We start from the raw sequence: 21,861 nt of genomic DNA on the forward strand, positions 1-21,861 counted from the left end.
TGGCCGGTGGAGGCGGTGAACTCGTCGGCGACCTCCCGGGCGATCCGGGCGCCGGACTCCGACAGCTCGAAGACCCGCTCGGGAATGTCGTACTCGGCCAGCGCCGCGAAGTTCGCGCCGAAGGTATTGGTCTCCACACAGTCGACACCGACCGCGAAGTACTCCTCATGCACCGAACGCACGATGTCCGGACGCGTGATGTTGAGGATCTCGTTACAACCCTCAAGCTGCTCGAAGTCCTCCAGAGTGGGGTCCTGGGCCTGGAGCATGGTCCCCATGGCTCCGTCGGCTACCACGACGCGCGAGGCGAGCGCCTCACGGAGCGTCTCGGCCTGTTCCTCGTCGTCCTGGGAGGTCACGAGATCTCCCCGAGCCTCGGCGCGAACTCCGCAGCCGTCTCCTGACCGTAGGCATCGGCAATCCGCTCCAGCAGCTCCGCGGGAATCAGTTTGTACTCCTGGGTGCCGACCGACTCCAGGGCGGTGGTTGCGACCGCGCAGCCCAGTTGAGCGGCGCGGTGATACGGCCACTGCCAGGCGAGGCCGGCGAGGAAGCCGGCGCGGAACGCGTCGCCCGCGCCCGTGGGGTCGGCGATGTCGCGGGCGGGTACGGCCGGTACGTGCAGGGGCGGTTCGCCGGCGCGTGCGATGCGTACGCCGTCCGCGCCGAGCGTGGTGATCCAGGTGCCGACGCGGTCGAGTACGTCGGCGGTGCGCCAGCCGGTGCGCTCCCGCAGCAGCCCCGCTTCGTATTCGTTGGTGAACAGCAGGCGCGCGCCCGTGACCAGGGAGCGGGTCTGTTCCGACGTCAGGCGGGCCAACTGCTGGGAGGGGTCGGCGGCCACCGCGCAGCCCTCGGCCTGGGCGGCGGCGGTGTGCCGGAGCATCGCCTCGGGATCGTCCGCGCCGATGAGGACGAGGTCGAGGCCGCCGGCGCGGTGGGCGACCACGGCGAGGTCGATCTTGCGCGCCTCGGCCATGGCTCCGGCGTAGAAGGTGGCGATCTGGTTCTGGTCGGTGTCGGTCGTGCACATGAAGCGGGCGGTGTGCAGGGTCTCGCTGATGCGTACGGAGCCGGTATCGACCCCGTCGGCCGCCAGCCGTGCCGCGTAGTCGGCGAAGTCCGTGCCGGCCGCGCCGACCAGGACGGGCCGCAGGCCCAGCCGGCCCAGGCCGCACGCGATGTTGGCCGCCACCCCGCCCTGGCGGACCTCCAGGTGGTCCGCGAGGAAGGACAGCGAAACCCGGTCCAGCCGGTCGGCGATGAGCTGGTCGGTGAAGCGGCCGGGGAAGGCCATCAGATGGTCGGTGGCGATCGATCCGGCGATGGCGATCTGCACGGTGTTCTCTCCTTGCCTGCGTGGTGGGGCCGTTCGGCGTACGGGGCCGGGCTCGCGGGATGCTGGGCGGGCGGCGCGTCGGACCTGGGCCGGGCCGTGCGGGCCTCCCGGCCGCTACGGCCGGCGGGGAGCCCGTAGCGGGCCGGCCCGGTCAGCACGGCGCCGGCCCTGTTCGACGACTACGGCCCGGGCGGAGCCGTGGAGCCGCTCAGGCGGTCATCCCGGCCGCTGCCCGGAGGGCGCCGACGCGGTCGGTGCGCTCCCAGGTGAAGGCGTCCGCTTCGCGGCCGAAGTGGCCGTAGGCGGCGGTGTCGGCGTAGATGGGCCGCAGGAGGTCGAGGTCGCGGATGATCGCGGCGGGGCGGAGGTCGAAGACCTCGGAGATGGCCCGCTCGATCTTCTCGACATCGACCGTGGCGGTGCCGAAGGTCTCCACGAACAGTCCGACCGGCTCGGCCTTGCCGATGGCGTAGGCGACCTGGACCTCGCAGCGCTGGGCCAGGCCCGCGGCCACGACGTTCTTCGCGACGTAGCGCATGGCGTACGCGGCGGAGCGGTCGACCTTGGACGGGTCCTTGCCGGAGAAGGCGCCGCCGCCGTGGCGGGCCATGCCGCCGTAGGTGTCGATGATGATTTTGCGGCCGGTGAGGCCCGCGTCGCCCATCGGGCCGCCGATCTCGAAGCGGCCGGTGGGGTTGACCAGCAGGCGGTAGCCGTCGGTGTCGAGCTTGATGCCGTCCTCGATCAGTTGGTTGAGGACGTGCTCGACGACGAACTCGCGGATGTCGGGCGTGAGCAGCGCATCGAGGTCGACGTCGGAGGCGTGCTGCGAGGAGACGACCACGGTGTCCAGGCGGACCGCGCGGTCACCGTCGTACTCGATGGTGACCTGCGTCTTGCCGTCGGGCCGCAGGTAGGGGAGCTTGCCGTTCTTGCGGACCTCGGACAGCCGGTGGGAGAGGCGGTGCGCGAGGCTGATGGGCAGCGGCATCAGCTCCGGGGTCTCGTCCGTCGCGTAGCCGAACATCAGGCCCTGGTCGCCGGCGCCCTGGCGGTCCAGGTCGTCATCGCTCCGGCCGTCGGAGGAGCCCTCGACGCGCTGTTCGTACGCGGTGTCCACCCCCTGGGCGATGTCGGGGGACTGGGCGCCGATGGAGATCGACACGCCGCAGGAGGCTCCGTCGAAGCCCTTGGCGGAGGAGTCGTAGCCGATTTCCAGGATCTTGTTGCGTACGAGCTGGGCGATGGGCGCGTAGGCCGTGGTGGTGACCTCACCGGCCACGTGCACCAGTCCGGTGGTGATCAGTGTCTCGACGGCCACACGGGAGTGGGGGTCCTCGTGCAGCAGTGCGTCGAGGATGGTGTCGCTGATCTGGTCAGCGATCTTGTCAGGATGGCCCTCGGTCACGGACTCCGAGGTGAACAGCGTTGAGGCCATGAGGTCTCCTTCGGGGGGAACGGTGAGCAGGGGGAGAGGGGAAAGGGCGACTGGCCGTGCCTGACGAGGCGTCGGGAGGTGCCGTGACGCGTGCCGCAGCACGCCGCGGAGGCCGCGGAGGCCGCGTCCTCAGGCCGTCGCGCGCTTGCGTACCCGGAGCGCGCGCCAGGTTGCGTCCGCGGTCCAGCCGCCGTCCACCGGCAGGGCCGTACCGTTGACATACGCGCTGTGCCGGGGGTCTGCGAGGTATGCGACGGCCTCGGCGATGTCGGTGGGTGAGGCGAAGCGGGCGAGCGGCACGCGGTCGACGATGTCCTCCAGGGTGTATGCGCCCGAGGCGAGGTCGGCTTCGTCCATCTCGGTCTTGACGAAGCCGGGGCAGACCGCGTTGACGCGGATGCCGCGACCGCCCCACTCCACGGCAAGGGTGCGGGTGAGGCCGAGTACGCCGTGCTTGCTGGCGTTGTAGGCGACGCGGTCGGGGATACCGCCGAGGCCGGCGATGGAGGCGATGTTGACGATCGTGCCGGGCAGGTCGGATTCGAGCATGGCCGTGCCGAAGGCCTGGCTGAGCAGGAAGGGGCCGGTGAGGTTGACGTCCAGCACCCGGCGCCACTGTGCGGCCGGGGTGGTCTCGGCCGGGGCGATCAAGCCGATGCCGGCGTTGTTGACCAGGACGTCGACCCGGCCGAAGCGGTCGAGGACCTCGTCCTTGGCGGCAGCCACCGCGGCCTCGTCGGAAACATCGGCGGTGATCCCGAATGCCTCGGCGCCCGGGGCCAGAACGGGGCCGAGGGCGTCAAGGGCCTCCTTGGGGTGCTCCAGGTCGATCAGGGCGAGCGAGTAGCCCCGGGCGGCGAGGACTTCGGCGATGCAGCGGCCGATTCCCTGGCGAGCGCCGGTCACGACGGCGACTCCGACATGGGTGTTCCTACCGTTTGTCATGGGCTCCAGCATTGCCGCGGCGACCGTGCGGTCACATCCGGCGAAGGTGACAGCGGGCACTGCGCTTTGGGGACACCGGGCATGGCCACCGTGACGCACGGTCGGCGCGCCGAGGGGAAGCAAGGGGCGCCGAAGGGAGTGTGATTGCCCGTCAGTGGGCCTATCCAAGTTACATAAAGAGCGCTATCTTTTGTTCTGTGAGCGCCTGAAGGGAGGCATGTGACCGGCGGGCCATTTCTGCACCGGGAGCAAAGGGCCGGAGCTGCCGTGAAGGCGCAGGGCAGCCATCAATGAACTCCCGTGGGCATGCGGGCAAAAGCTCGGTGTGCCGACCCGGATTCGCTCCGCCGCACCGCAATTGGATTCCGCTGCGCCCAGGTGTGCGCATCCTGCGCGCGCATTAGGTGCGTTCATCTCCGAACATCCCCCGACCGCGGACGATGCTTGAGGAAGTGCTGTGTGATGACACGCAATGCAATGACACTGCCGCGCCGCACCGGCGTGCTGGACCGTCCCCCGACAGCGGAAGGCGACGGGCCGCCGGGCCGAGAAGTGGGACAGGGCAGGGAGGCGGAGCGGGGTGCGTCGGCGGATGGCCGGGACACGCCCGCCGACGGGGACGGGTCGACCGAGGCCGACGGCTCCCTGGCCCCCTCCGAACGGCAGGGGCTCAGCCGGGAACTCCACGACCGCGTCGCCCATGCCATCGTCGTCGGCCTCAACTCCCTGGAACTCAGCGAGTTCTACGCCGATGACGGCCGCCCCGAGCGCGCCCGCGACAAGCGGACCGACGCCGTACGGTTCCTCCACCACGCCTTGCACACCGCCAAGGAGCTGGCCACCCGGCTGCGTACGTCCGGGACCGAGCAGCGGCACGCCCTGAACCCACCGCACTCGGCCCCCGCCGGCACCGCGGACGTCAGCGAGATCTACCTCATTCTGCGCGAGGCCGTGGGCAACGCCCTCGCCCACGCGGGCGCCGACGACATCACCATCTCCCTGCACACCCGGGACGGCACGATGGTCGCGGAGGTCGCCGACGACGGCTCGGGCCTTCAGCGTGGTGGAAGGGAACGCTCGACAGGGCTTGGCCTCTCGTCCATGCAGGAGCGTGCTGCCTTACTGGGAGGCTCGCTCCGTACGGGCCCGGGGCCCCGCGGCGGTACCCGGATCACCGTCACGGTACCGCTGGCGGCACGGTGACGACCGGGACGGGAGCCCCGGCCCGCGTCGTCATCGCCGACGACCACACGCTCTTCCGCGAGGGCATCGTCGAGATATGCGACAACGAGAGCGATCTGCACGTCGTCGGCGAGGCGGCCCACGGCGAGGCGGCCGTCGCGCAGGTCCGCAGCACGAGCCCCGATGTCCTCCTGTTGGATGTGGAGATGCCGGGCCCGGGCGCCGAGGAGACCCTCGAACAGGTGCTGAGGGTCCCGCAGCCGCCCCGCGTCGCCGTCCTGACCATGCACGACGACGCCCGCATGGTCAGCAGACTCATCGCGATCGGTGCCCAGGCGTACATCTCCAAGAGTTCCACGCGCGAGGAACTGCTCGCCGCGATCCGCGCCGTACGCAACGACTCCGACCGAGTGGTGCTCTCCGTCGCCAAGGGGACCGTCAGCCGCCTGGAGCGCCCGGCCCAGGGGCCGCTCTCCGCCCGCGAGTTGGAGGTCCTGGGCCTGGTGGCCCACGGGCTGAGCAACGCGCAGATCGCCGGCGAGCTCTACATCTCCGAAGGCACCGTCAAACGCCATCTGACCAACATCTACCTCAAGCTCGAAGTGCGCTCCCGCATGAACGCCATCAACAAGGCCATGGCCATGCGGCTGCTCCCGACCGCGGCGGAGCCGGGTGCCGCCGCGCGCTGACCGAGCGCAGGAAGGCCGCCCCGCAATCCGGGGCGGCCTTCCTGCATGGGGACGGTACGGAAGTCTGGCGGCAGAGAGCTCACCCTGCTTCCGCGCGGCCTGACGCACCGCCTGCTGGACGAGCGGCCGCACCCGAGGCCACGACCCGCGGCAGCCACGCGGGGCGCCGCTGCTCGTGCGCGTCGATGCCGCCACCGCGCCGCAGCGTGATCTCGATGTCGTCCAGCCCGTTCATCAGCTGCCAGCGGCTGTGCTCACCGATCTCGAACGGTACGCGCATGCTCCCGGCCAGCACGAGTCGCTCCTGCAGGTCCACGGTGACCTCCGTGGCCGGGTCCGCCTCGATCAGCTCCCACAGCCGCTCCACCGCCTCCTCCGGCATCCGCGGTGTCACCAGCTGGTTCTTGGCCGCATTGGCGCGGAAGATGTCGCCGAAGGACGAGGCGATCACCGCACGGAACCCGAAGTCACGCAGCGCCCACACCGCATGCTCGCGTGAGGAGCCGATGCCGAAGTCCGGGCCCGCCACCAGCACGCTCGCCCCGGCGTACAGCGGAAGGTTCAGCACGAAGTCCGCATCCTGCCGCCAGCGGTGGAACAGCGTGTCCTCATATCCCGTACGCCCCAGGCGCTTGCAGAACTCGGCCGGGATGATCTGGTCGGTGTCCACGTCGCGGCGGCGCAGCGGTGCCGCCGTTCCGGTGTGCCGCACCACGGGTACCGGACTCATGACGCCACCTCCGCAACCAGTCGCCGTGCCACCGAGCGCAGCGCCCTGGCCAGGCTCTCCTCCTCCGTCGCCGCGACGCCGACACCCCAGCGGGTGGTCGTGCCCACCACGGCCTCGGCGTACGCCACGCACCGCTGCTCGCCGGCCCGCGGCCCCTGCACCTGCGTCTCGCTCACCGAGCCCTCCAGGGCATGCTGGGACAGCAGCGCGTCCAGCACGGCCTGTGGGGACGACCGGTCCTCCACGTGACCGGGCAGTGCGGCACCGTCCCTCTCGTGCAGATACACCTCCGTGAACCACTTCAGGAGCTGATCAGCCGTCACCTCGCCGCCGTTCTCGGCCTTGGTCTGCACGATCGAGGCGAACTCGATCTGCTGCCGCCGCGGCAGCTCGAAGGCGTGCGCGGTCCGCATGAGGTGGGACACACCGCCCTTGCCCGACTGCCCGTTGATCCGGATCAGTGCCTGGTAGTCCCGGCCCACATCACGCGGGTCGATCGGCAGGTACGGCACGTCCCACACCGGCGACCCGCTCTCCTCCAGCGCCCGCAACCCCTTGGCGATCGCGTCCTGGTGGGAACCGGCGAAGGAGGTGTAGACGAAGTCGCCCACCCACGGATGGCGTGGCGATACCGGCATCCGGTTGCAGTGCTCGACCACTCGCCGCGCCTCGTCCAGGTCGCCGAGGTCCAGGCCCGGGTCGATGCCCTGCGAGTACAGATTCATCGCCAGTGTGATCAGGCAGACGTTGCCGGCCCGCTCACCGTTGCCGAACAGGGTGCCCTCCACCCGGTCCGCGCCCGCCAGCACCGCCATCTCCGTCGCGGCGACCGCCGAGCCGCGGTCGTTGTGGGTGTGCAGGGTCAGCGAGATCGCATCGCGGTACGCCAGATTGCGGTGCATCCACTCGATGCGGTCGGCGAACTCATGCGGCGGATAGGCCTCGACGGACGCGGGCAGCACGATCCGCACCTGCTCCTTGGGCTCGGGGCGCCACAGCTCCAGAACCGCGTTGTGCACCTCCAGCGCGAACTCCGGTTCGGTCTGGGTGAAGGACTCCGTGCCGTACTGCAGATAGATCTCGGTGCCCGGCAGCGAGTCACGCAGCTTCAGCGCCCGCTCCGCGCCCCGCAGGGCCAGGGCCTTGACCTCCGCGCGGCTCATCCGGAACACCGCGCGCCGCTGCGTCACCGACGTCGGATTGAAGATCTGCACGATGGCGCGGGGCGCACCCTCGATGGCCTTGACGGTGTCCTCGATCATCCCGTCGCGGATGGGCGACATCACCTGGATGGTCACATCGTCGGGAATGGCGCCCCGCTCGATCACATCGCGGGTGAATTCCAGGTCGGCGCGGCTGGACATGGGAAAGCCCAGCTCGATCTCCTTGAAGCCGAGCCGCACCAGCAGGTCGTACATCGCCCGCTTGCGCTCGATGTCCATCGGCTCCAGCAGAGCCTGATTGCCGTCCCGCAGATCGACGCTGCACCACGTCGGTGCCCGCTCCGCCACACGGTCCGGCCAGGTGCGGTCGGGCAGCCTGAACGGTTGGTACCGGCGGTACTTGTGCACGGGCATGCCGCCGGCGCGCTGCTGTTCACGGTCCGCTGCGCGGGGCGATTCGGGGGCCGGTGGTATCCGGTCCGATGCATTATTTCCGGGAGAATAAGTCACGTCCCGAGTGTTACCCCGGGACCATCGTCACCGCGCCCGACGATGGGTGAATTTCCGGGGCCACTCGGGCGGAAGTGGCATGTGACTTTCGTCGTACCCATGCTGCGCCCATGTGCCCCGAATGGAATTCCCCGCCGATTCGCCTTCAAATGTGGGATTGCCGAGCGGTACCGTCCACGGCCATGGGTCTTACATTGGCGGAGAAGATATGGCAGGAACATACCGTCGACCGGGCCGAGAATCTGCCCGACCTGATCTACATCGATCTGCATCTCATGCACGAGATGACCAGCCCGCAGGCCTTCGACGGGCTGCGTGGTGCGGGCCGCAGCGTGCGCCGCCCCGACCTGACCGTCGCCACCGCGGACCACAACGTCCCCACCGACCTGACTGCCGGACGCCGCACCATCGCCGACCCCGTCTCCCGCGCCCAGGTCGACGCCCTGCGCGAGAACTGCACGGAGTTCGGCGTGGAGCTCTTCGACCTCGACCACGAGGACCAGGGCATCGTCCACGTCATCGGTCCCCAACTGGGCCTCACCCAGCCCGGTATGACCATCGTCTGCGGTGACAGCCACACCAGCACCCACGGCGCGCTCGGCGCGCTGGCCTTCGGCATCGGCACCAGCGAGGTCGAACACGTCCTGGCCACCCAGACGCTGGCCATGCCGCCGTTTCGCACCATGGCCGTCAACGTCGAGGGGGCCCTGCCCGCGGGCGTCACCGCGAAGGACCTCATCCTCGCCGTCATCGCCCGCATCGGCACCGGCGGCGGTCAGGGATACGTCATCGAATACCGCGGCGAGGCCATCCGCGGCCTGTCGATGGAAGCACGGATGACCGTGTGCAACATGTCCATCGAAGCAGGTGCGAGGGCCGGTCTGATCGCGCCCGACGACACCACCCTCGCCTACCTCAAGGGCCGTCCCCACGCGCCCGTCGGCGGCGCCTGGGACGCCGCCGTCGCCCACTGGCGCACCCTCGCGACCGACGGCGAAGCGGCCTTCGACAAGGAGATCACCCTCGACGCCACGGAGTTGAGCCCGTACGTCACCTGGGGCACCAACCCCGGCCAGGGCGGACCGCTCAACAGCACCGTCCCCGACCCGGACCTCTTCGCCGACAGGGGCGAACGCGAGGCAGCGCGCGCCGCCCAGGCCTATATGGACCTCGCCCCCGGCACCCCGCTGCGGTCCGTCCCCGTCGACACCGTCTTCGTCGGCTCCTGCACCAACGGCCGGATCGAAGACCTGCGGGCCGCCGCCGAGGTCCTGCGCGGCCGCCGTGTCGCCCCCGGTGTGCGCGCCCTCGTCGTCCCCGGCTCCACCCGCGTACGCCTGGACGCCGAGGCCGAGGGCCTGGACAAGGTCTTCCGCGATGCCGGTGCCGAATGGCGCTCGGCCGGCTGCTCGATGTGCATCGGCGTCAACCCCGACCGCCTCCAGGCGGCCCAGCGCAGCGCCTCCACCTCTAACCGCAACTTCGAAGGCCGCCAGGGCGACCGCGCCCGCACTCATCTGGTCTCCCCGCCGGTCGCCGCGGCCACCGCCGTCCTGGGCCGCCTCGCCTCCCCGGAGGACCTGTGACCACCCCCGGTACACCGACGATGCCCACCGCACGGTCGCGCATCGTCGCCCTCCCCGGCGACGGCATCGGACCCGAGGTCGTCGCCTCCGCCCTTCAAGTGCTGCACGCGGTCGGGGACTTCGACGTGGACGAGCACCCCATCGGCGCCGCCGCCATCGACCGCACGGGACAGCCGCTGCCCCAGGACACGCTCGCCGCCTGCACCCGGGCGGACGCCGTCCTGCTCGGCGCCGTCGGCACCGGGGTCCAGAGCGCCGACCCCGACGCGCCCCGCCCCGAACAGGGCGTCCTCGAACTGCGCCGGGCCCTCGGCTTGTACGCCAACCTGCGTCCCGTGCGGCCGTTTCCCGCACTCGGCGACGCGGGCCCCCTCAAGCCCGAACGGACCAAGGGTGTCGACCTCATCGTGGTCCGCGAACTGACCGGGGGCCTGTACTTCGGCCGGCGCGCACGCACCGCCGACGACGCCTACGACACCTGTACCTACACCGTCGCCGAGATCGAGCGCGTCACCCGCGTCGCCTGCGAACTGGCCTCCCGCACCGGCCGCCGCGCGCGTGTCACTTCTGTCGACAAGGCGAACGTCCTGGACACCTCCCGGCTGTGGCGCGAGACGGTCACCCGCGTCGCCGAGCGCGAATACCCGCACCTGGCCCTCGACCACCTCCTCGTCGACACCGCCGCGATGCGCCTGGTCACCGACCCCGCATCCTTCGACGTCGTCCTCACCGAGAACATGTTCGGTGACATCCTCAGCGACGAGACCGCCGCCATCGCCGGCTCCCTCGGACTGCTGCCCAGTGCCTCCCTGCCCGGCGCACCCGACCCCGCTGCCGGCGTCCGCGGCGGGCTCTTCGAACCCGTACACGGCTCCGCCCCCGACATCGCGGGCCGCGGCCACGCCAGCCCCCTCGGCACCATCCTCTCCGTCGCGCTGATGCTCCGTCACGGACTCGGGCGGCCGGAAGCCGCCGACGCGGTCGAGGCCGCCGTCGAACGCGCCCTGGACGCAGGACTGCGCACCCCCGACCTCGGCGGCACCGCCACCACCGACGACACCACCCAGGCCGTGCTCGCGGCCCTGTGAAAGGAGGCGAGCGCACGAGATGAACCCATCCACCTCGGCCTACACCTACTGGGACGGCCCCGGCGCACAGCGCACCGCGCCCGGGCGCGGCATCCCGTTCGGCAGCAGCAGCGTCCAGCACGGCACCGCCGTCTTCGAAGGCATCCGCTGCTACGCCACACCGGAAGGGCCCGCGCTCTTCCGCCTCGACGACCATCTGCTCCGACTGCTGAACTCGGCCCGCCTGCTCGGCATCCACCATGACCACGACCTGCGCCGGCTGCGTGCGGCGACGCTGCGCGCGGCGGCCGAGAGCGGCTTCGCCGACGCCTATGTACGCCCCGGTCTCTTCGCCGCCGACCCGATCCTGAGCATCGATCTGTCCACCGTGCCCTTCACCCTGGGCATCGAGGTCTGGGCGATGGCCGCGCCGCCTGCCGAGGCGGGCGAGGGTCGTACGTCGGCGGTCGCCCCGGTCCCGGGCGTGCGGCTCACCGTCTCGCCGTGGCGTCGCCCCTCGCCGGAGACCTTCCCGCCGCGCGCCAAGGCCGTCGGTACGTACGTCACCTCGGCACTGGCCAAGACCGCGGCTGTGACCGCCGGCTTCGACGACGCCCTGCAACTCGACTGCGTCACCGGCCGGATCGCCGAGGCCACCGTCTCCAACGTCTTCCTCGTCACCGACGGGCGGCTGCGCACCCCGTGGCTCACCGACAGCCTGCTTGCCGGCATCACCCGGGACACCGTGCTGACCCTCGCCCGCGATCTGGGTCTTGAGGTGGCGGAGGGGCCGGTGGAGGTCTCCGACGTGCGCGCGGCGCAGGAGGTCTTCCTCACCGGGACCGCCAGTGAACTGGTGCCGGTCGCGTCGCTGGAAGGCCGCCCGTACGCGCGCGAACGCCCGGTGTTCGACGCGATCGCGGCGGCGTTCCGGGCGACGGTGACGGGCCACGCCCGGCATCCGGAGTGGCGGACGCCGGTGCCGGCAGCCGTGCCGGACCAACCGGCGGCGGTCACGTCCTGAGCGGAGGCCGCCGACACCGCCGCGTCACCGCACGCCCCGACCCACCGCTGAACCCCGCCCCATTATCTGGAGGAAATCCCATGAGCAGCATCACCAACGAGCGCCAACTCTTCAGCTCCGGCTCCCCGTTCGAGTCCCTAGTCGGCTTCTCGCGTGCCGTACGCGTCGGCCCGTTCGTCTCCGTTTCCGGTACGACGGCCTCGGGTCCCGAAGGCCCGGTCGGCGGCGACGACGCGGGCGAGCAGGCCGCCGAGGTGCTGAACCGTATCGCCGCGGCGCTGAAGGAGGCCGGCGGCGACGTCGGTGACGTCGTCCGCACCCGCGTCTACCTCACCGACATCGCGGACTTCGACGCCGTGGCCCGTGCGCATGCCGCGGTGTTCGGGGAGGCGCGCCCCGCCGCCACCTTCGTCGGCATCTCGGCGCTGGCCAACCCCGCTCTGCTGGTGGAGATCGAGGCCGACGCGATCCTCCCGGAGGGCGGCCGCTGAGCCGACGGTCGCCTTCGCGGCAGGATCGAAGGACCGAAGGACGACACGACCCGATGTACGCACTTGCACCGACCCGGCGGTCATGCGCGTACGGAGTTGCCGCCGAGCGGCGTACGGAGCGACGGGCCGAGCCCGCCTACTGTTCCGTGCGCCGCTTGCGGCGCACCGGCGCCGGGGAGGGCAGGCAGCCGAGGAAGAAGGGCACTTGGTGACCCAGCAACGAGCCGAACGGACCCGCCGGCGTGTCCTGCGGGCCGGCGCGGCGGAGTTCGCCCGGCGGGGCTACGCCGCCACCACCTTCACCCACATCACGCGGACGGCGGGGGTGACGATGGGATCGATCACCTTTCACTTCGCGTCGAAACGGGCGCTGGCCGACGAGGTCTGCGCGCAGGGCCACCGGGTCACCCGCGAGGCCGTGACCCGCAGCGCCGCGGACGCGACCTGCGCGCTGCAGGCGGTCATCGACATCACCCATGCACTGGTGCTGCTGCTCGGCGAGGACGACCTCGTGCGGGCGGCGAGCCGGCTGGGCGACGAGGCGGGGGACCGGGACGGCTGGTACGGAGCGTGGCTGCCGAGCCTGCACGCGGTGACCACCCGTGCGGACCGGGAGGGTGCACTGCAGGCAGGGGTGGACCCGGCGACGGTGACCGTCCTGGCGGTCAGCCTCGTCGCGGCGGCGGAGACCGCCGCGCTCCAGGCGGCCTGCGCCTGTGCCGGCACGGTGGCCGCGGTTCAGCTCACCCGGGCCTGGTGGGCTCTTCTGGGCGCCATCGTGTCCCCGGGGAGCGATCCGGGCCTCAGTCCCGCAGGCCCGCCGCGTCCGGGGGATCGGCCGGGCCCGCCGTAGTGCGGCGACCCGCCCCCTGACCCGTCCCGCCTCCTTCTGCCGTCCCGTCCGAACCCGAGGCCGCGAGCCGGCGGGCGCGGTGCTTGGCGACGTTGAGGCGGTTGCCGCACAGGTCGGGCATGCAGTACCGACGCCGCCCCGCCTTGCTCGTGTCGACGAACATCCCGTCGCACACGGGCGAGGCGCAGTGGCGGATGCGGTCGTGGTTGAGCGTCCGCAGCACGCCCAGCAGCCCGGTACCGACCATGGCGGCCAGCTCCTCGGCGAGTGAGGCTTCCGGAGTGGTGCTGACGTACCACTGCCAGAGCCCTTCCGTGTCCCGTTCGAGGGACGTCCCCACGCCTGACCGCCTGACCAGCGCATTCGCGCCCTCTGCCACCTGGTCCTCGCTGTCGGACTCCAGTAGCTCGCGCAGCTCCTTGCGCAGCGCGAGCACCTGCTCCAGATCCTCCTCGGTCAGCCGGCGGCCGGGGGTCGCGGTGTCCACGGGGATCTCGTACTCGCTCAGGAAGCGGTCGAGCGCGGTGGGGTCCACGAGCATTTCGCCCGTGCTTCTGCGGACCAGGGCGGAGGTGTTGACCAGGTCGGTCGCGACACCGGCGCCTAGTGCGTAATCGGAAAAAGGAATCTTCAAGCCTTACTCCATGCTAGGGTAATCGGAGAACGCCAACTATACCCCTTAGGTCTGGAGGGATTGGCATGAGCACGCATGCCCAGCCCACCCCGTGGAAGCTCCACCAGCGCGTACCGGTCGCCGCCGGCGAGGCCGCCACCGGCGTCTTCGGCGAAGGCCCGCCCGTCGTCCTCGTCCACGGCACCCCTGCCTCCTCGTACCTCTGGCGGAACGCCGTCCCCACCCTGGCCCGCCACCACACCGTCTACGTCTGGGACCTCCTCGGTTTCGGCGCCTCCCGCATCGCCCCCGGAGCCACCCCCTCCATCGCCCAGCAGGCCAGTACCCTCGCCGAGCTCGTCGACCACTGGGGCCTCACCGCACCCGCGCTTGTCGGACACGACATCGGTGGCGGCATCGTCATGCGGGCCCACCTCCTCGACGGGGTCCCGGCCTCCCACCTCGCCCTCCTCGATGCCGCCGTCCTCGGCCCCTGGAACACCCCCTTCACCGAACACCAGCAGCGCTACGCCGAGGCCTACCGCACGATGCCGGCACACATCTTCGACGACATCGTCACCGCCCGCTTCCACACCGCCGCGCACCACCCGATGCCCGAGGCGGCCGCCGCGGCCTACCGTGCGCCCTGGGCGGGCCCCGAAGGACAGCGGCGCTGGATCGACCAGGTCTGCGCCGTCAGCTTCGAGGACACTCGCGAAGCCGTGGACCGGCTGGGCGATGTCACCGTGCCGACCCTCGTCCTGTGGGGCGCCGAGGACCAGTGGCTGCCGACCACCACGGGCGACCAGCTCGCCGCCGCCATCCCCGGTGCCGAACGCGCCACCATCCCCGGCGCCGGCCACTTCATCGCCGAGGACCAGCCCGAGGAAACCGCCAAGGCGCTGGTTGAGTTCTTCGGGCGGGAGCGCGACTGAGCGCCTCCTCCCCGGACCGGCGCGCCGATCCGCAGGCGTGCCGACGTGTCCGCCCTCCGGCCCCACCCCGCCCACGTACACGCACCCCGCATCGCGCCCGCACCGTCGTCCTCTCCCGCCTCTGCCTGGAGGATTCGCCATGTCGGCCCCCACCCCGCCCATACCCGCGCCGGGCTCCCCGCCTGCCGCAGGCCGCGCGTCCGCCGCGTTACCGGCGCCGCAGAAGGCGGCCGGTGCGCCCCCGGCCTTCGCTCTCCTCGCCGGGCTCCTCGGCTTCCTCGTCATCACCGTCGACGTCTCCGGCGTCAACATCGCGCTCCCCGCGATCCGTTCGACCCTGCACGGCAGCATGGCGGATCTGCAGTGGGTGGTCGACGCCTACACCTTGATGTTCGCCGCGCTGATGCTCTCCGCCGGTGCCTTCGCCGACCGCTCCGGGGCTCGCCGCGCCTACGCCATCGGAGTCGCCTTCTTCACCGTCGCCTCCGCCGCCTGCGCCCTCGCGCCCGGCATCGGCACCCTGATCGCCGCCCGTGTCGTCCAGGGCAGCGCGGCCGCGGTGGTCCTGCCCGCTTCCCTCGCCCTCATCCGGCAGACCTACGACGACCCCGGCCGCCGGGCCCGCGCGATCGCTCTGTGGTCGGTCGGCGGTTCGCTCGCCATGGCCATCGGCCCCGTACTCGGCGGCGCCCTCACAGAAACGGCGGGGTGGCGCGCCGTCTTCCTCCTCAACCTCCCCGTGGGCGCGCTCATCCTCGCCCTCCTCACCCGGGTCCCCGCCTCGGCACGCCGCCACGTCCCCTTCGACCCGGCAGGCCAGGTCTCCGCCGTCCTCGCCCTCGCAGCCCTGACCTATGCGGTCATCGAAGGCGGCCACGCGGGCCGCCTGACCTGGCAGAGCGGCATGGCGCTCGTCGTCGCCCTGGCCGCGGCCCTGACCTTCCGCACCGCCGAGGCCCGGCACCCCGCGCCGATGGTGCCGCTGGAGATGCTCCGGCAGCGCGAGGTCGTCGTCACCCTCACCGTCGGCTTCGCCGTCAACGCCGCCTACTACGGCACGATCTTCCTGCTCGGCCTCTACTACCAGCAGCTGCGCGGCATGTCCGGCACCGTCGCCGGGCTGATGTTCGTGCCCACCGCCGCCGTGATCACCGCGGTCAACATCCTCTCCCCGCGTCTCGCCGACCGGTACGGCCGCCGTTCCGTCATCGTCTGGGGCCAAGCCCTGCTCGCCCTGGCCATGGCGGCCTTGCTGGTGCTCGGTTCCGGCACGCCCGCCTGGCTCGTCCTGGTGCTCCTGCTGCCGTTCGGGATCAGCGCGGTGACCGTGCCGGCGCTGACCGCCCTGCTCATGGACAGCGTGCCGGGCCACCGCGCAGGCACCGCCTCCGGACTGCTCAACGCCATGCGGCAGACCGGCGGCGCCCTGGCCGTCGCCCTCTTCGGCACGCTGCTCGCCCGACCTGCCGACGGTGGCTTCTCCGTCGACGGCCTCCACCTCAGCCTTGCCCTCGCTACCGCCCTGCTGTGCGCAACCACCCTGCTGGCACGACTGATGCTGCCCCGCGACTGACCGGCCGGCTGCCTCCTCGGGCCCGCCGGCTCATCACCGGAAAGGAACCGACGCTCATGAAGGCACTTCTCCGCTCCCTGCTACAGCTCGTCCAGGACGTGGCCTACGGAATCAACGCGGGCCATGCCATTCGCCACGGCGCCCCGGTGCCCGTACGCCGCTCCGCAGGCCGTACGCCCGATCGCCCGGCCCCCGAACACACGCCCGCCGAACCGACGGTGGCGGCACGTCCGGAGTCCCGGACCATCCACACCGCCCCCCTGCAGCCCGCGCGCGGCCGGTCGCGCCGCGCGATCTGACTCGCCGGCCGGCGCACCGGCCGGCCCTCCGAAGGGAGAACCCCATGGATACCGTTGCCTTCCTCGCCTACCTCGACGGCCGGCAGACCCGCTGGCGGCTCGTCCTCGACGACTGCATCGACGACGCCGGTGAGGACCCGCGCGCCAGGCTCCTCGCCGTCTTCGACGCGCTGAAGGAGTGGGCGACCTCTCCCTCGGGCTTCCGCAGCTGCGCCTTCGTCCACGCACAGGTCGAACTCGCCCCTCCCGAGCACCCGGGCCGCAGGGTCGTCGCCCGTCAGAAGCGGGCTGTGCGCGACCGCGTACGGGAGCTCGCGGAGGCCACCGGCACCCCCGATCCCGATCTGCTGGCCGATCAGCTCCTGCTGCTGTACGAAGGCGTCATCGCCCAGTACACCGTCGGCACCGTCGAGAACGCGGCGGACCGGGCCCATGCCACCGCCCGCCAGCTCATCGCTGCCGCGACCCCGCATCCGCTGGACGCCTTCTGGGCCGGCCCGCGGACGGTGTGACCGCTGGCGTGGACACGCACGGACGCGGCGTGCCGGAGAGGGACTCCGAAGAGTCCCGTCCGGCACGCCGCGTCCGTTGCCAGGCGGTACGTCTTACGGCTGGGCCACCAGCGTCACATGGTCGACGCCCTTGGCCGACGGAATGCCCTCGCCGAGGCACTTGAGCGCATCGGGGGAGGGCGAGGCGAGCACGCGGGTCGCGGCGTAACCCGCGAACCGGCCCTCGGTCACCTGCCCCGCGCCGGCCGCGACGGTCTGCCCCGCCGGGCGCCCGACGACGTAGGTGAACGTGGCCGTCGAGTTGCCGCCGGTGTTCCAGCGGAACTTCGGCGAGCCCACGGTGATCAGCTGATTGGACACACAGCTGGCCTCCACGGTGTAGCTGGAGGAGAAGGTGACCGAGGTGACCGTCCCGCCGGTGCAGGACAGCCTGCTGTGCGCCACGACCTTGGTGGGCCGCTTTTTCACGGTCAGCCCCGGCGAGAACGTCTCCGCGATGGTGCCCGAACAGGTGATGACGCGTGGCTCGGCCGCAGCGGCCGCCTGCGCAGGCGATGCGGCCAGCGTGCTGCCCGACACGGCGAGCAGCAGCGCACCGGACAGTCGGACGGTACGGCGCATGGTGGAACGCATGGTGACACTCCTTCAGGTCTTAGGTGATCTTCAGTCGTCGGTTGCGGACGGCAGGAACGCCACCGCCCGTCCGGGCGCGCCCGTACCGCCCTCGACCTTCAGCGGCAGAAAGCAGAACCACGCCCCCCGCGCCGGCAGCCGGGCCAGCCCGGTCAGGCACTCCACGTACACCGCGCCGGCGCTCAGCCCGCGGACATGGACCGGGACGCCGTCGTGCGCGGCGCCCATCGACGGCGCGTCGATGCCGACGCACCCCACTCCGCGGTCCAGCAGTAGTTCCATCGCCGACACATCGGGCGCCGGCCACCCGGGCGCACGCCCGGTCACGATCACGTCGTACAGATACGCATCGCCCTCGGGGCCGCGCCGGTAGCGCGCGTCCCAGCCGGTGTGCAGCAGCACCACCTCGCCGGGGGCGAGCCGTCCGTACCGGCGCTCCCACGCGAGGAGATGGTCCGCGGTGATGAACGGACTGACCCCGCCTTCTTCCTGGCCGTCGGCGCCGGCGGCCGCGAGCCGCGTCACGTCCACGACGGCCGCAGGCCCCATCAACTGTGCGACCGGCACCCGTTCCGCGGTGATCTCACCCGCGGGGCCGGCGTCCGGCAGGCCGGAGCCCGGCGGAGGGACGAAGTGGCTGGGGGCGTCGAAGTGCGTCCCCGTGTGCTCGTCGATCGCCATCCAGCGGGTGGAGTAGGGGGCCCCGCTGCGGTTGTACGTCGTCTGGGCCCCGCTCCTCTGCGTGGCGAACCAGCTCCAGACCTTGTGCTGAAAGGGCTGGTGGGCGGGCCAGTGGCAGGGCAGGTCCTCCGCCAGTACCAGCGAGAGATCGTGCACTTCGTACCCTTGGGGCGACGGGAAGGCCGGTGCGGCAAGCGGTATCTGATGTTGCGTCATATCGCGCCTCCCGCATCGCCGGACTTCGTCCGAGGCTCGGGGGCCGCATCGTCCTCCGGCCAGGACACCCGCTCCAGGCGTGCGGTACGCCCGTGACGGATCTCCAGCACCACGGCGCCCAGCACGAGCGGGCCCAGGCTCACCGACGGCATCGCTCCGGAGAAGGGATTTCCCGTCCCGCGCAGCCCCGAGACGAGGTTCGTGGGCGCGAACCCCTGCACTCCGTCGCCGGGACCGGTCATGCCGACCTCGGTGACGAATGCCGTACCACCGGGCAGCAGATGCAGCGGCCCGGTCGCCTCGTGGGTATGGCTGCCGAGCACGGCCGCGGCCTCGCCGTCCACCGCATGCGCGAAGATCTGCTTCTCCAGCACATGGTCGCCGTGGTAGTCGACCAGCACCGCACCCCGCTTGTCCGCGGCGCGCCAGCCGTCGTACGCGGGAAGGAACTTGCCCGCGGTGGCCTTGACGGACTTCATGGCGCAGTGGTCGGCCAGATTGACCACCGTCAGCGTTTCGCCGGCGGCCTCGGCATGCAGCACGCCCCTGCCCGGCACCCCGGGCGCGAGATTGGCCGGGCGAATGACCTGCGGGAGATCCAGCAGTGCGACGGACTCCTCGCTGTCCCAGGAGTGATTGCCGCCGGTGATGACATCGGCGCCCGCCTCCAGCAATTGGTCGACCTGCTTGGCACCCATGCCGAGGCCGTTGGGCGCACTGTTCTCCGCATTCACCACCACCAGGTCGACCAGGTACCTCCGGCGCAGCTCTGGCAGGCTCGCCGCCAGCCGCTCGGTGGCGCGTTCTCCGACGACGTCTCCGCAGAAAAGGACGATCATGGGCGACTCCTCAGCCGGTCGAATTCGGGCACATGACACAGCACAACGCGTGCGCACCGAGTCTTTCGGCCAGCGCCGCCCGGCGGCATCGACCACGGGTCGTACGAATCCTGCGACCTAAGTGCCGCCGACGCGGGCGCATGCGCCCGGCCGCCCCTGAATTCGCTACATCCGTACGGGAATTTCGCGGTACCCGGGCACTCCTAAAGGCCATACCCCCTGCGGCCTTTACGTCGATACGGAAAGACGCCCCCCGTCATTACGCTTCCGGACATTCATGTCCACCAGCCGATGAATTCCGGAGGTCGTATGTCGCTGTCAACAGCCGACGTCGCCCATTTGCTGATCGCTCTGCTGGTTCTCGTCGTCACCGCACATACCGTGGGCCGGTTGTTCGCCCGGTTCCGGCAACCACCGGTGATCGGCGAGATCGTGGGCGGTCTGCTGCTCGGGCCGACCGTCCTGGGTGCGCTCGTACCTGACTTCACCGCGCGGCTGTTCCCCACCACGGGACCGGTCGCCACCGGACTGGACGCCGTCAATCAGATCGGCCTGCTCCTGCTGATGTTCCTCGCCGGCGTCGAACTGCGCATCCGCGCGGGCGCGAAGGAACGCCGTACCGCTGCCATCATCGCCGCCGCGGGACTCGTCCTGCCGTTCCTGGCCGGCGTCCTCGTCGTATGCCTGGTCGGCCACCACGACTTCGCGGGGCCCAACGGCACGGCCCTGTCCCTCGCCCTCGTCTTCGGCATCGCCACCGCGGTCGCCGCGATCCCCGTAATCTCCCGGATCATCATGGATCTCGGCATTCAGGGCACCCCGTTCGCCCGCATCGTCCTCATGGTCGCCGTCGCCGAGGACGCCGTCCTCTACATCGCCCTCTCCGTCGTGCTCGGCCTCGCCGCCGTCCGGTCCGATGACGCCGTCGGCGTGTGGGCCGCGATCGGATCCGATGCGCCGCTTCCGACCATGGCGTACTACATCGTCATCACCCTGCTGTTCTTCACCGTCTGCATGGCCTGGGGGCCACGGTTCTTCCGCCGGCTGGCGAGCCGTCGCTGGAATCCGGTGGAGCGTCAGAGCCCCACCGCCTTCCGCCTGTCCGCACTCTTCGCCGGCGTCGCCGTGTGCGCGGTCCTGGGCATCAACACCGTCTTCGGCGCACTGATGGCCGGGATCTGCGCCGCCCGCAGCGACTCCGGCAGCGGCGATCTGCAGGCGGAAGGCCGGGCCCTGCACGCCTGGGAGGCGATCAGGCACTTCTCCCTGGCGTTCTTCGTCCCGGTCTACTTCGCGCTCGTCGGCCTCCGCCTGGACCTGGCCCGCCAGCTCGACCCGCTGTTCTTCGCCTGGTTCCTCGCCCTGGCGTGCGTCGTGAAGGGCGGCAGCGTCTGGCTGGCCGGGATGCTGGCGGGGGAGGGGCGCGGCGTGTCCACCCGCCTCGCGGTCGCGCTCAACGCCCGCGGAACGCCCGGAGTCCTGCTGGCGAGCGTCACCTACGGCGCCGGCATCATCAACGCCCAGTTCTTCGCCGCGCTGGTCCTGATGTCCATCGTGACCTGCCAGATGGCCGGCTTCTGGCTGGATCGCGCCTGCCGCCGCGACGCACTTGCCTCCGGGCCGGCCGCCGTCAGGCCGCCCGGCCCGCTCACCGCACCGCAGCCGGACCGTACGGCCGCGGCTTCGATCCCCCAGGAGGTTCCATGACAGCGCCACCGGCACCCGGCCGCCTCAGCGGCAAGACCTGTCTGATCACCGGCGGTGCCCAGGGCATCGGCCGGGCCACGGCCGAACGCTTCGCCGCGGAAGGCGCCCGCCTCGTGCTCGGCGACGTCGACGGCGAGGCGCTCGACAAGCTCGCCGCCGAACTCACCGCCACAGGAGCCGAGGTCCGCACCGTCACCGGCGACGTTGCCGATCCCGGCGCCGCCTACCGGATGACCGACGCCGCCATGGAGGACTACGGACGTCTGGACGTCCTGGTCGCCAACGCCGGGGTCCTGCCCCTGCAGAGGATCACCGAGGCCACCCCGCAGGACTGGGACCACGTCATGGCGGTCGACGGCCGCGGCATGTTCCTGTCCTGCAAGTACGCGATCGAGGCGATGTTGCCGAACCGCGGCGGCTCCATCGTCTGTCTGTCCTCCATCTCCGGACTCGCGGGCCAGGAGTCGCAGAGCACCTACGGTCCGGCCAAGTTCGTCGCCTCCGGGCTGACGCTCCACCTGGCGGTGGAGTGGGCCGCGCACGGCATCCGCGTCAACGCCGTCGCGCCCGGAACCATCAGGACCGAACGCGTACGACGGCTCCCCGAGGAGCCGGGCGGTGCCGAGTACCTCGCCGACATCGCCAAGCGCCATCCGATCGGCCGGATCGGCGAGCCCGGCGAGGTCGCCGCCGCGATCTGCTTCCTCGCCTCGGACGACGCCTCCTTCATCACCGGCGCGATCCTCCCGGTCGACGGCGGCTACCTGGCCCAGTGACCCGAGGACCGCACCACCCGCAGCTCGGCCACCGGCCGGTCGACCCACCACGAGAGCAGG

The 21,861-nt window shown here is 71.3% G+C and carries 23 protein-coding genes; 13 read left to right on the forward strand and 10 right to left on the reverse strand.

Annotation, left to right across the window (positions count from 1 at the left end; translation table 11 throughout):
- The 4 genes from ACH4FH_RS17840 to ACH4FH_RS17855 form a co-directional block, all read right to left on the reverse strand.
- Positions 1-359: homocysteine S-methyltransferase family protein (locus ACH4FH_RS17840; RefSeq protein WP_398556794.1), on the reverse strand; the 359-nt coding region annotated here is incomplete at its 3' end.
- Positions 356-1,339, reverse strand: coding sequence for a carbohydrate kinase family protein (locus ACH4FH_RS17845; RefSeq protein WP_398556795.1), 984 nt, complete (start codon positions 1,337-1,339; stop codon positions 356-358). The genes ACH4FH_RS17840 and ACH4FH_RS17845, both read right to left, overlap by 4 nt.
- 208 nt (positions 1,340-1,547) lie before the next feature.
- Positions 1,548-2,777: a methionine adenosyltransferase gene (gene metK, locus ACH4FH_RS17850; protein WP_398556796.1), complete on the reverse strand. Its 1,230-nt coding sequence runs from the start codon at positions 2,775-2,777 to the stop codon at positions 1,548-1,550.
- Between the two features lie 129 nt (positions 2,778-2,906).
- On the reverse strand, positions 2,907-3,722 hold the full coding sequence (locus tag ACH4FH_RS17855) for an SDR family NAD(P)-dependent oxidoreductase (protein WP_398556797.1): 816 nt from the start codon (positions 3,720-3,722) through the stop codon (positions 2,907-2,909).
- 462 nt (positions 3,723-4,184) lie between these two features.
- Here ACH4FH_RS17855 and ACH4FH_RS17860 point away from each other — a divergent pair, with 462 nt between their 5' ends.
- Together ACH4FH_RS17860 and ACH4FH_RS17865 are read left to right on the forward strand one after the other, a co-directional pair.
- Positions 4,185-4,925, forward strand: a complete 741-nt coding sequence (locus ACH4FH_RS17860; RefSeq protein WP_398556798.1) for a sensor histidine kinase — start codon at positions 4,185-4,187, stop codon at positions 4,923-4,925.
- Positions 4,922-5,593 carry a response regulator gene (locus ACH4FH_RS17865; protein WP_398556799.1) on the forward strand — a complete coding sequence of 224 codons (672 nt, stop codon included), beginning with the start codon at positions 4,922-4,924 and terminating at the stop codon, positions 5,591-5,593. The genes ACH4FH_RS17860 and ACH4FH_RS17865 overlap by 4 nt, the downstream gene beginning before the upstream one ends.
- A 79-nt stretch (positions 5,594-5,672) precedes the next feature.
- Here ACH4FH_RS17865 and leuD read toward each other — a convergent pair whose 3' ends face one another.
- Together leuD and ACH4FH_RS17875 are read right to left on the reverse strand one after the other, a co-directional pair.
- A complete protein-coding gene (gene leuD / locus ACH4FH_RS17870) occupies positions 5,673-6,323 on the reverse strand; it encodes a 3-isopropylmalate dehydratase small subunit (protein WP_398556800.1) in 651 nt (216 codons plus the stop codon).
- The gene (locus tag ACH4FH_RS17875) at positions 6,320-7,900 is read right to left on the reverse strand and encodes a 2-isopropylmalate synthase (protein ID WP_398556801.1); all 1,581 of its coding nucleotides are present in this window, start codon (positions 7,898-7,900) and stop codon (positions 6,320-6,322) included. Before ACH4FH_RS17875 ends, leuD begins: the two co-directional genes overlap by 4 nt.
- Positions 7,901-8,178: 278 nt before the next feature.
- Here ACH4FH_RS17875 and leuC point away from each other — a divergent pair, with 278 nt between their 5' ends.
- The 5 genes from leuC (at position 8,179) to ACH4FH_RS17900 (ending at position 13,017) form a co-directional block, all read left to right on the forward strand.
- Positions 8,179-9,582 (forward strand): 3-isopropylmalate dehydratase large subunit, encoded by a 1,404-nt coding sequence (leuC, locus tag ACH4FH_RS17880; RefSeq protein ID WP_398556802.1) that lies wholly within the window; start codon positions 8,179-8,181, stop codon positions 9,580-9,582.
- 20 nt (positions 9,583-9,602) lie between these two features.
- Entirely contained in the window at positions 9,603-10,670 is a 1,068-nt protein-coding gene (gene leuB, locus ACH4FH_RS17885) for a 3-isopropylmalate dehydrogenase (RefSeq protein WP_398557100.1), read from the forward strand.
- 19 nt (positions 10,671-10,689) lie between these two features.
- Positions 10,690-11,673 (forward strand): aminotransferase class IV, encoded by a 984-nt coding sequence (locus ACH4FH_RS17890; protein ID WP_398556803.1) that lies wholly within the window; start codon positions 10,690-10,692, stop codon positions 11,671-11,673.
- Positions 11,674-11,753: 80 nt separating this feature from the next.
- Positions 11,754-12,164 carry a RidA family protein gene (locus ACH4FH_RS17895; protein ID WP_398556804.1) on the forward strand — a complete coding sequence of 137 codons (411 nt, stop codon included), beginning with the start codon at positions 11,754-11,756 and terminating at the stop codon, positions 12,162-12,164.
- A gap of 208 nt (positions 12,165-12,372) precedes the next feature.
- Positions 12,373-13,017, forward strand: coding sequence for a TetR family transcriptional regulator (locus ACH4FH_RS17900; protein WP_398556805.1), 645 nt, complete (start codon positions 12,373-12,375; stop codon positions 13,015-13,017).
- Here ACH4FH_RS17900 and ACH4FH_RS17905 read toward each other — a convergent pair.
- Positions 12,968-13,651 carry a CGNR zinc finger domain-containing protein gene (locus ACH4FH_RS17905; protein ID WP_398556806.1) on the reverse strand — a complete coding sequence of 228 codons (684 nt, stop codon included), beginning with the start codon at positions 13,649-13,651 and terminating at the stop codon, positions 12,968-12,970. The two genes, ACH4FH_RS17900 and ACH4FH_RS17905, sit on opposite strands and share 50 nt — an antisense overlap.
- 65 nt (positions 13,652-13,716) lie before the next feature.
- On the opposite strand from ACH4FH_RS17905, the gene ACH4FH_RS17910 reads away from it, so the two are divergent.
- The 4 genes from ACH4FH_RS17910 (at position 13,717) to ACH4FH_RS17925 (ending at position 16,949) form a co-directional block, all read left to right on the forward strand.
- Entirely contained in the window at positions 13,717-14,565 is an 849-nt protein-coding gene (locus ACH4FH_RS17910; RefSeq protein ID WP_398556807.1) for an alpha/beta fold hydrolase, read from the forward strand.
- Positions 14,566-14,704: 139 nt separating this feature from the next.
- A complete protein-coding gene (locus ACH4FH_RS17915; RefSeq protein ID WP_398556808.1) occupies positions 14,705-16,138 on the forward strand; it encodes an MFS transporter in 1,434 nt (477 codons plus the stop codon).
- A 56-nt stretch (positions 16,139-16,194) separates the two neighbouring features.
- Positions 16,195-16,437 (forward strand): hypothetical protein, encoded by a 243-nt coding sequence (locus tag ACH4FH_RS17920; RefSeq protein WP_398556809.1) that lies wholly within the window; start codon positions 16,195-16,197, stop codon positions 16,435-16,437.
- Positions 16,438-16,481: 44 nt separating this feature from the next.
- Positions 16,482-16,949, forward strand: coding sequence for a TetR family transcriptional regulator (locus tag ACH4FH_RS17925; protein WP_398556810.1), 468 nt, complete (start codon positions 16,482-16,484; stop codon positions 16,947-16,949).
- 93 nt (positions 16,950-17,042) lie between these two features.
- Here ACH4FH_RS17925 and ACH4FH_RS17930 read toward each other — a convergent pair whose 3' ends face one another.
- From ACH4FH_RS17930 to ACH4FH_RS17940, 3 genes are read right to left on the reverse strand one after another with little or no spacing between them, the layout of a single operon-like run.
- Positions 17,043-17,582 (reverse strand): hypothetical protein, encoded by a 540-nt coding sequence (locus ACH4FH_RS17930; RefSeq protein ID WP_398556811.1) that lies wholly within the window; start codon positions 17,580-17,582, stop codon positions 17,043-17,045.
- Between the two features lie 30 nt (positions 17,583-17,612).
- Positions 17,613-18,479, reverse strand: a complete 867-nt coding sequence (locus ACH4FH_RS17935) for a cyclase family protein (RefSeq protein ID WP_398556812.1) — start codon at positions 18,477-18,479, stop codon at positions 17,613-17,615.
- Complete coding sequence (locus ACH4FH_RS17940) at positions 18,476-19,318, reverse strand: YmdB family metallophosphoesterase (RefSeq protein ID WP_398556813.1); 843 nt, start codon at positions 19,316-19,318, stop codon at positions 18,476-18,478. The genes ACH4FH_RS17935 and ACH4FH_RS17940 overlap by 4 nt, the downstream gene beginning before the upstream one ends.
- A gap of 309 nt (positions 19,319-19,627) precedes the next feature.
- Between ACH4FH_RS17940 and ACH4FH_RS17945 the strand changes: the two genes are divergently transcribed.
- Positions 19,628-21,025 carry a cation:proton antiporter gene (locus tag ACH4FH_RS17945; RefSeq protein WP_398556814.1) on the forward strand — a complete coding sequence of 466 codons (1,398 nt, stop codon included), beginning with the start codon at positions 19,628-19,630 and terminating at the stop codon, positions 21,023-21,025.
- Complete coding sequence (locus ACH4FH_RS17950; protein WP_398556815.1) at positions 21,022-21,801, forward strand: SDR family NAD(P)-dependent oxidoreductase; 780 nt, start codon at positions 21,022-21,024, stop codon at positions 21,799-21,801. Before ACH4FH_RS17945 ends, ACH4FH_RS17950 begins: the two co-directional genes overlap by 4 nt.
- Positions 21,802-21,861 lie beyond the last annotated feature (60 nt).

It is taken from the genome of Streptomyces sp. NPDC017993, assembly GCF_044328065.1.
Lineage (GTDB): Bacteria > Actinomycetota > Actinomycetes > Streptomycetales > Streptomycetaceae > Streptomyces.

Coding starts and splice junctions, on each gene's coding strand:
- leuC (WP_398556802.1), top strand. CDS start 8,179: ATGGGTCTTACATTGGCGGAGAAGATATGGCAGGAACATACCGTCGAC.
- ACH4FH_RS17950 (WP_398556815.1), top strand. CDS start 21,022: ATGACAGCGCCACCGGCACCCGGCCGCCTCAGCGGCAAGACCTGTCTG.
- ACH4FH_RS17895 (WP_398556804.1), top strand. CDS start 11,754: ATGAGCAGCATCACCAACGAGCGCCAACTCTTCAGCTCCGGCTCCCCG.
- ACH4FH_RS17945 (WP_398556814.1), top strand. CDS start 19,628: ATGTCGCTGTCAACAGCCGACGTCGCCCATTTGCTGATCGCTCTGCTG.
- ACH4FH_RS17875 (WP_398556801.1), bottom strand. CDS start 7,900: ATGCCCGTGCACAAGTACCGCCGGTACCAACCGTTCAGGCTGCCCGAC.
- leuD (WP_398556800.1), bottom strand. CDS start 6,323: ATGAGTCCGGTACCCGTGGTGCGGCACACCGGAACGGCGGCACCGCTG.
- ACH4FH_RS17855 (WP_398556797.1), bottom strand. CDS start 3,722: ATGACAAACGGTAGGAACACCCATGTCGGAGTCGCCGTCGTGACCGGC.
- leuB (WP_398557100.1), top strand. CDS start 9,603: ATGCCCACCGCACGGTCGCGCATCGTCGCCCTCCCCGGCGACGGCATC.
- ACH4FH_RS17915 (WP_398556808.1), top strand. CDS start 14,705: ATGTCGGCCCCCACCCCGCCCATACCCGCGCCGGGCTCCCCGCCTGCC.
- ACH4FH_RS17940 (WP_398556813.1), bottom strand. CDS start 19,318: ATGATCGTCCTTTTCTGCGGAGACGTCGTCGGAGAACGCGCCACCGAG.
- ACH4FH_RS17910 (WP_398556807.1), top strand. CDS start 13,717: ATGAGCACGCATGCCCAGCCCACCCCGTGGAAGCTCCACCAGCGCGTA.
- ACH4FH_RS17935 (WP_398556812.1), bottom strand. CDS start 18,479: ATGACGCAACATCAGATACCGCTTGCCGCACCGGCCTTCCCGTCGCCC.
- metK (WP_398556796.1), bottom strand. CDS start 2,777: ATGGCCTCAACGCTGTTCACCTCGGAGTCCGTGACCGAGGGCCATCCT.
- ACH4FH_RS17920 (WP_398556809.1), top strand. CDS start 16,195: ATGAAGGCACTTCTCCGCTCCCTGCTACAGCTCGTCCAGGACGTGGCC.
- ACH4FH_RS17930 (WP_398556811.1), bottom strand. CDS start 17,582: ATGCGTTCCACCATGCGCCGTACCGTCCGACTGTCCGGTGCGCTGCTG.
- ACH4FH_RS17860 (WP_398556798.1), top strand. CDS start 4,185: ATGACACGCAATGCAATGACACTGCCGCGCCGCACCGGCGTGCTGGAC.
- ACH4FH_RS17925 (WP_398556810.1), top strand. CDS start 16,482: ATGGATACCGTTGCCTTCCTCGCCTACCTCGACGGCCGGCAGACCCGC.
- ACH4FH_RS17890 (WP_398556803.1), top strand. CDS start 10,690: ATGAACCCATCCACCTCGGCCTACACCTACTGGGACGGCCCCGGCGCA.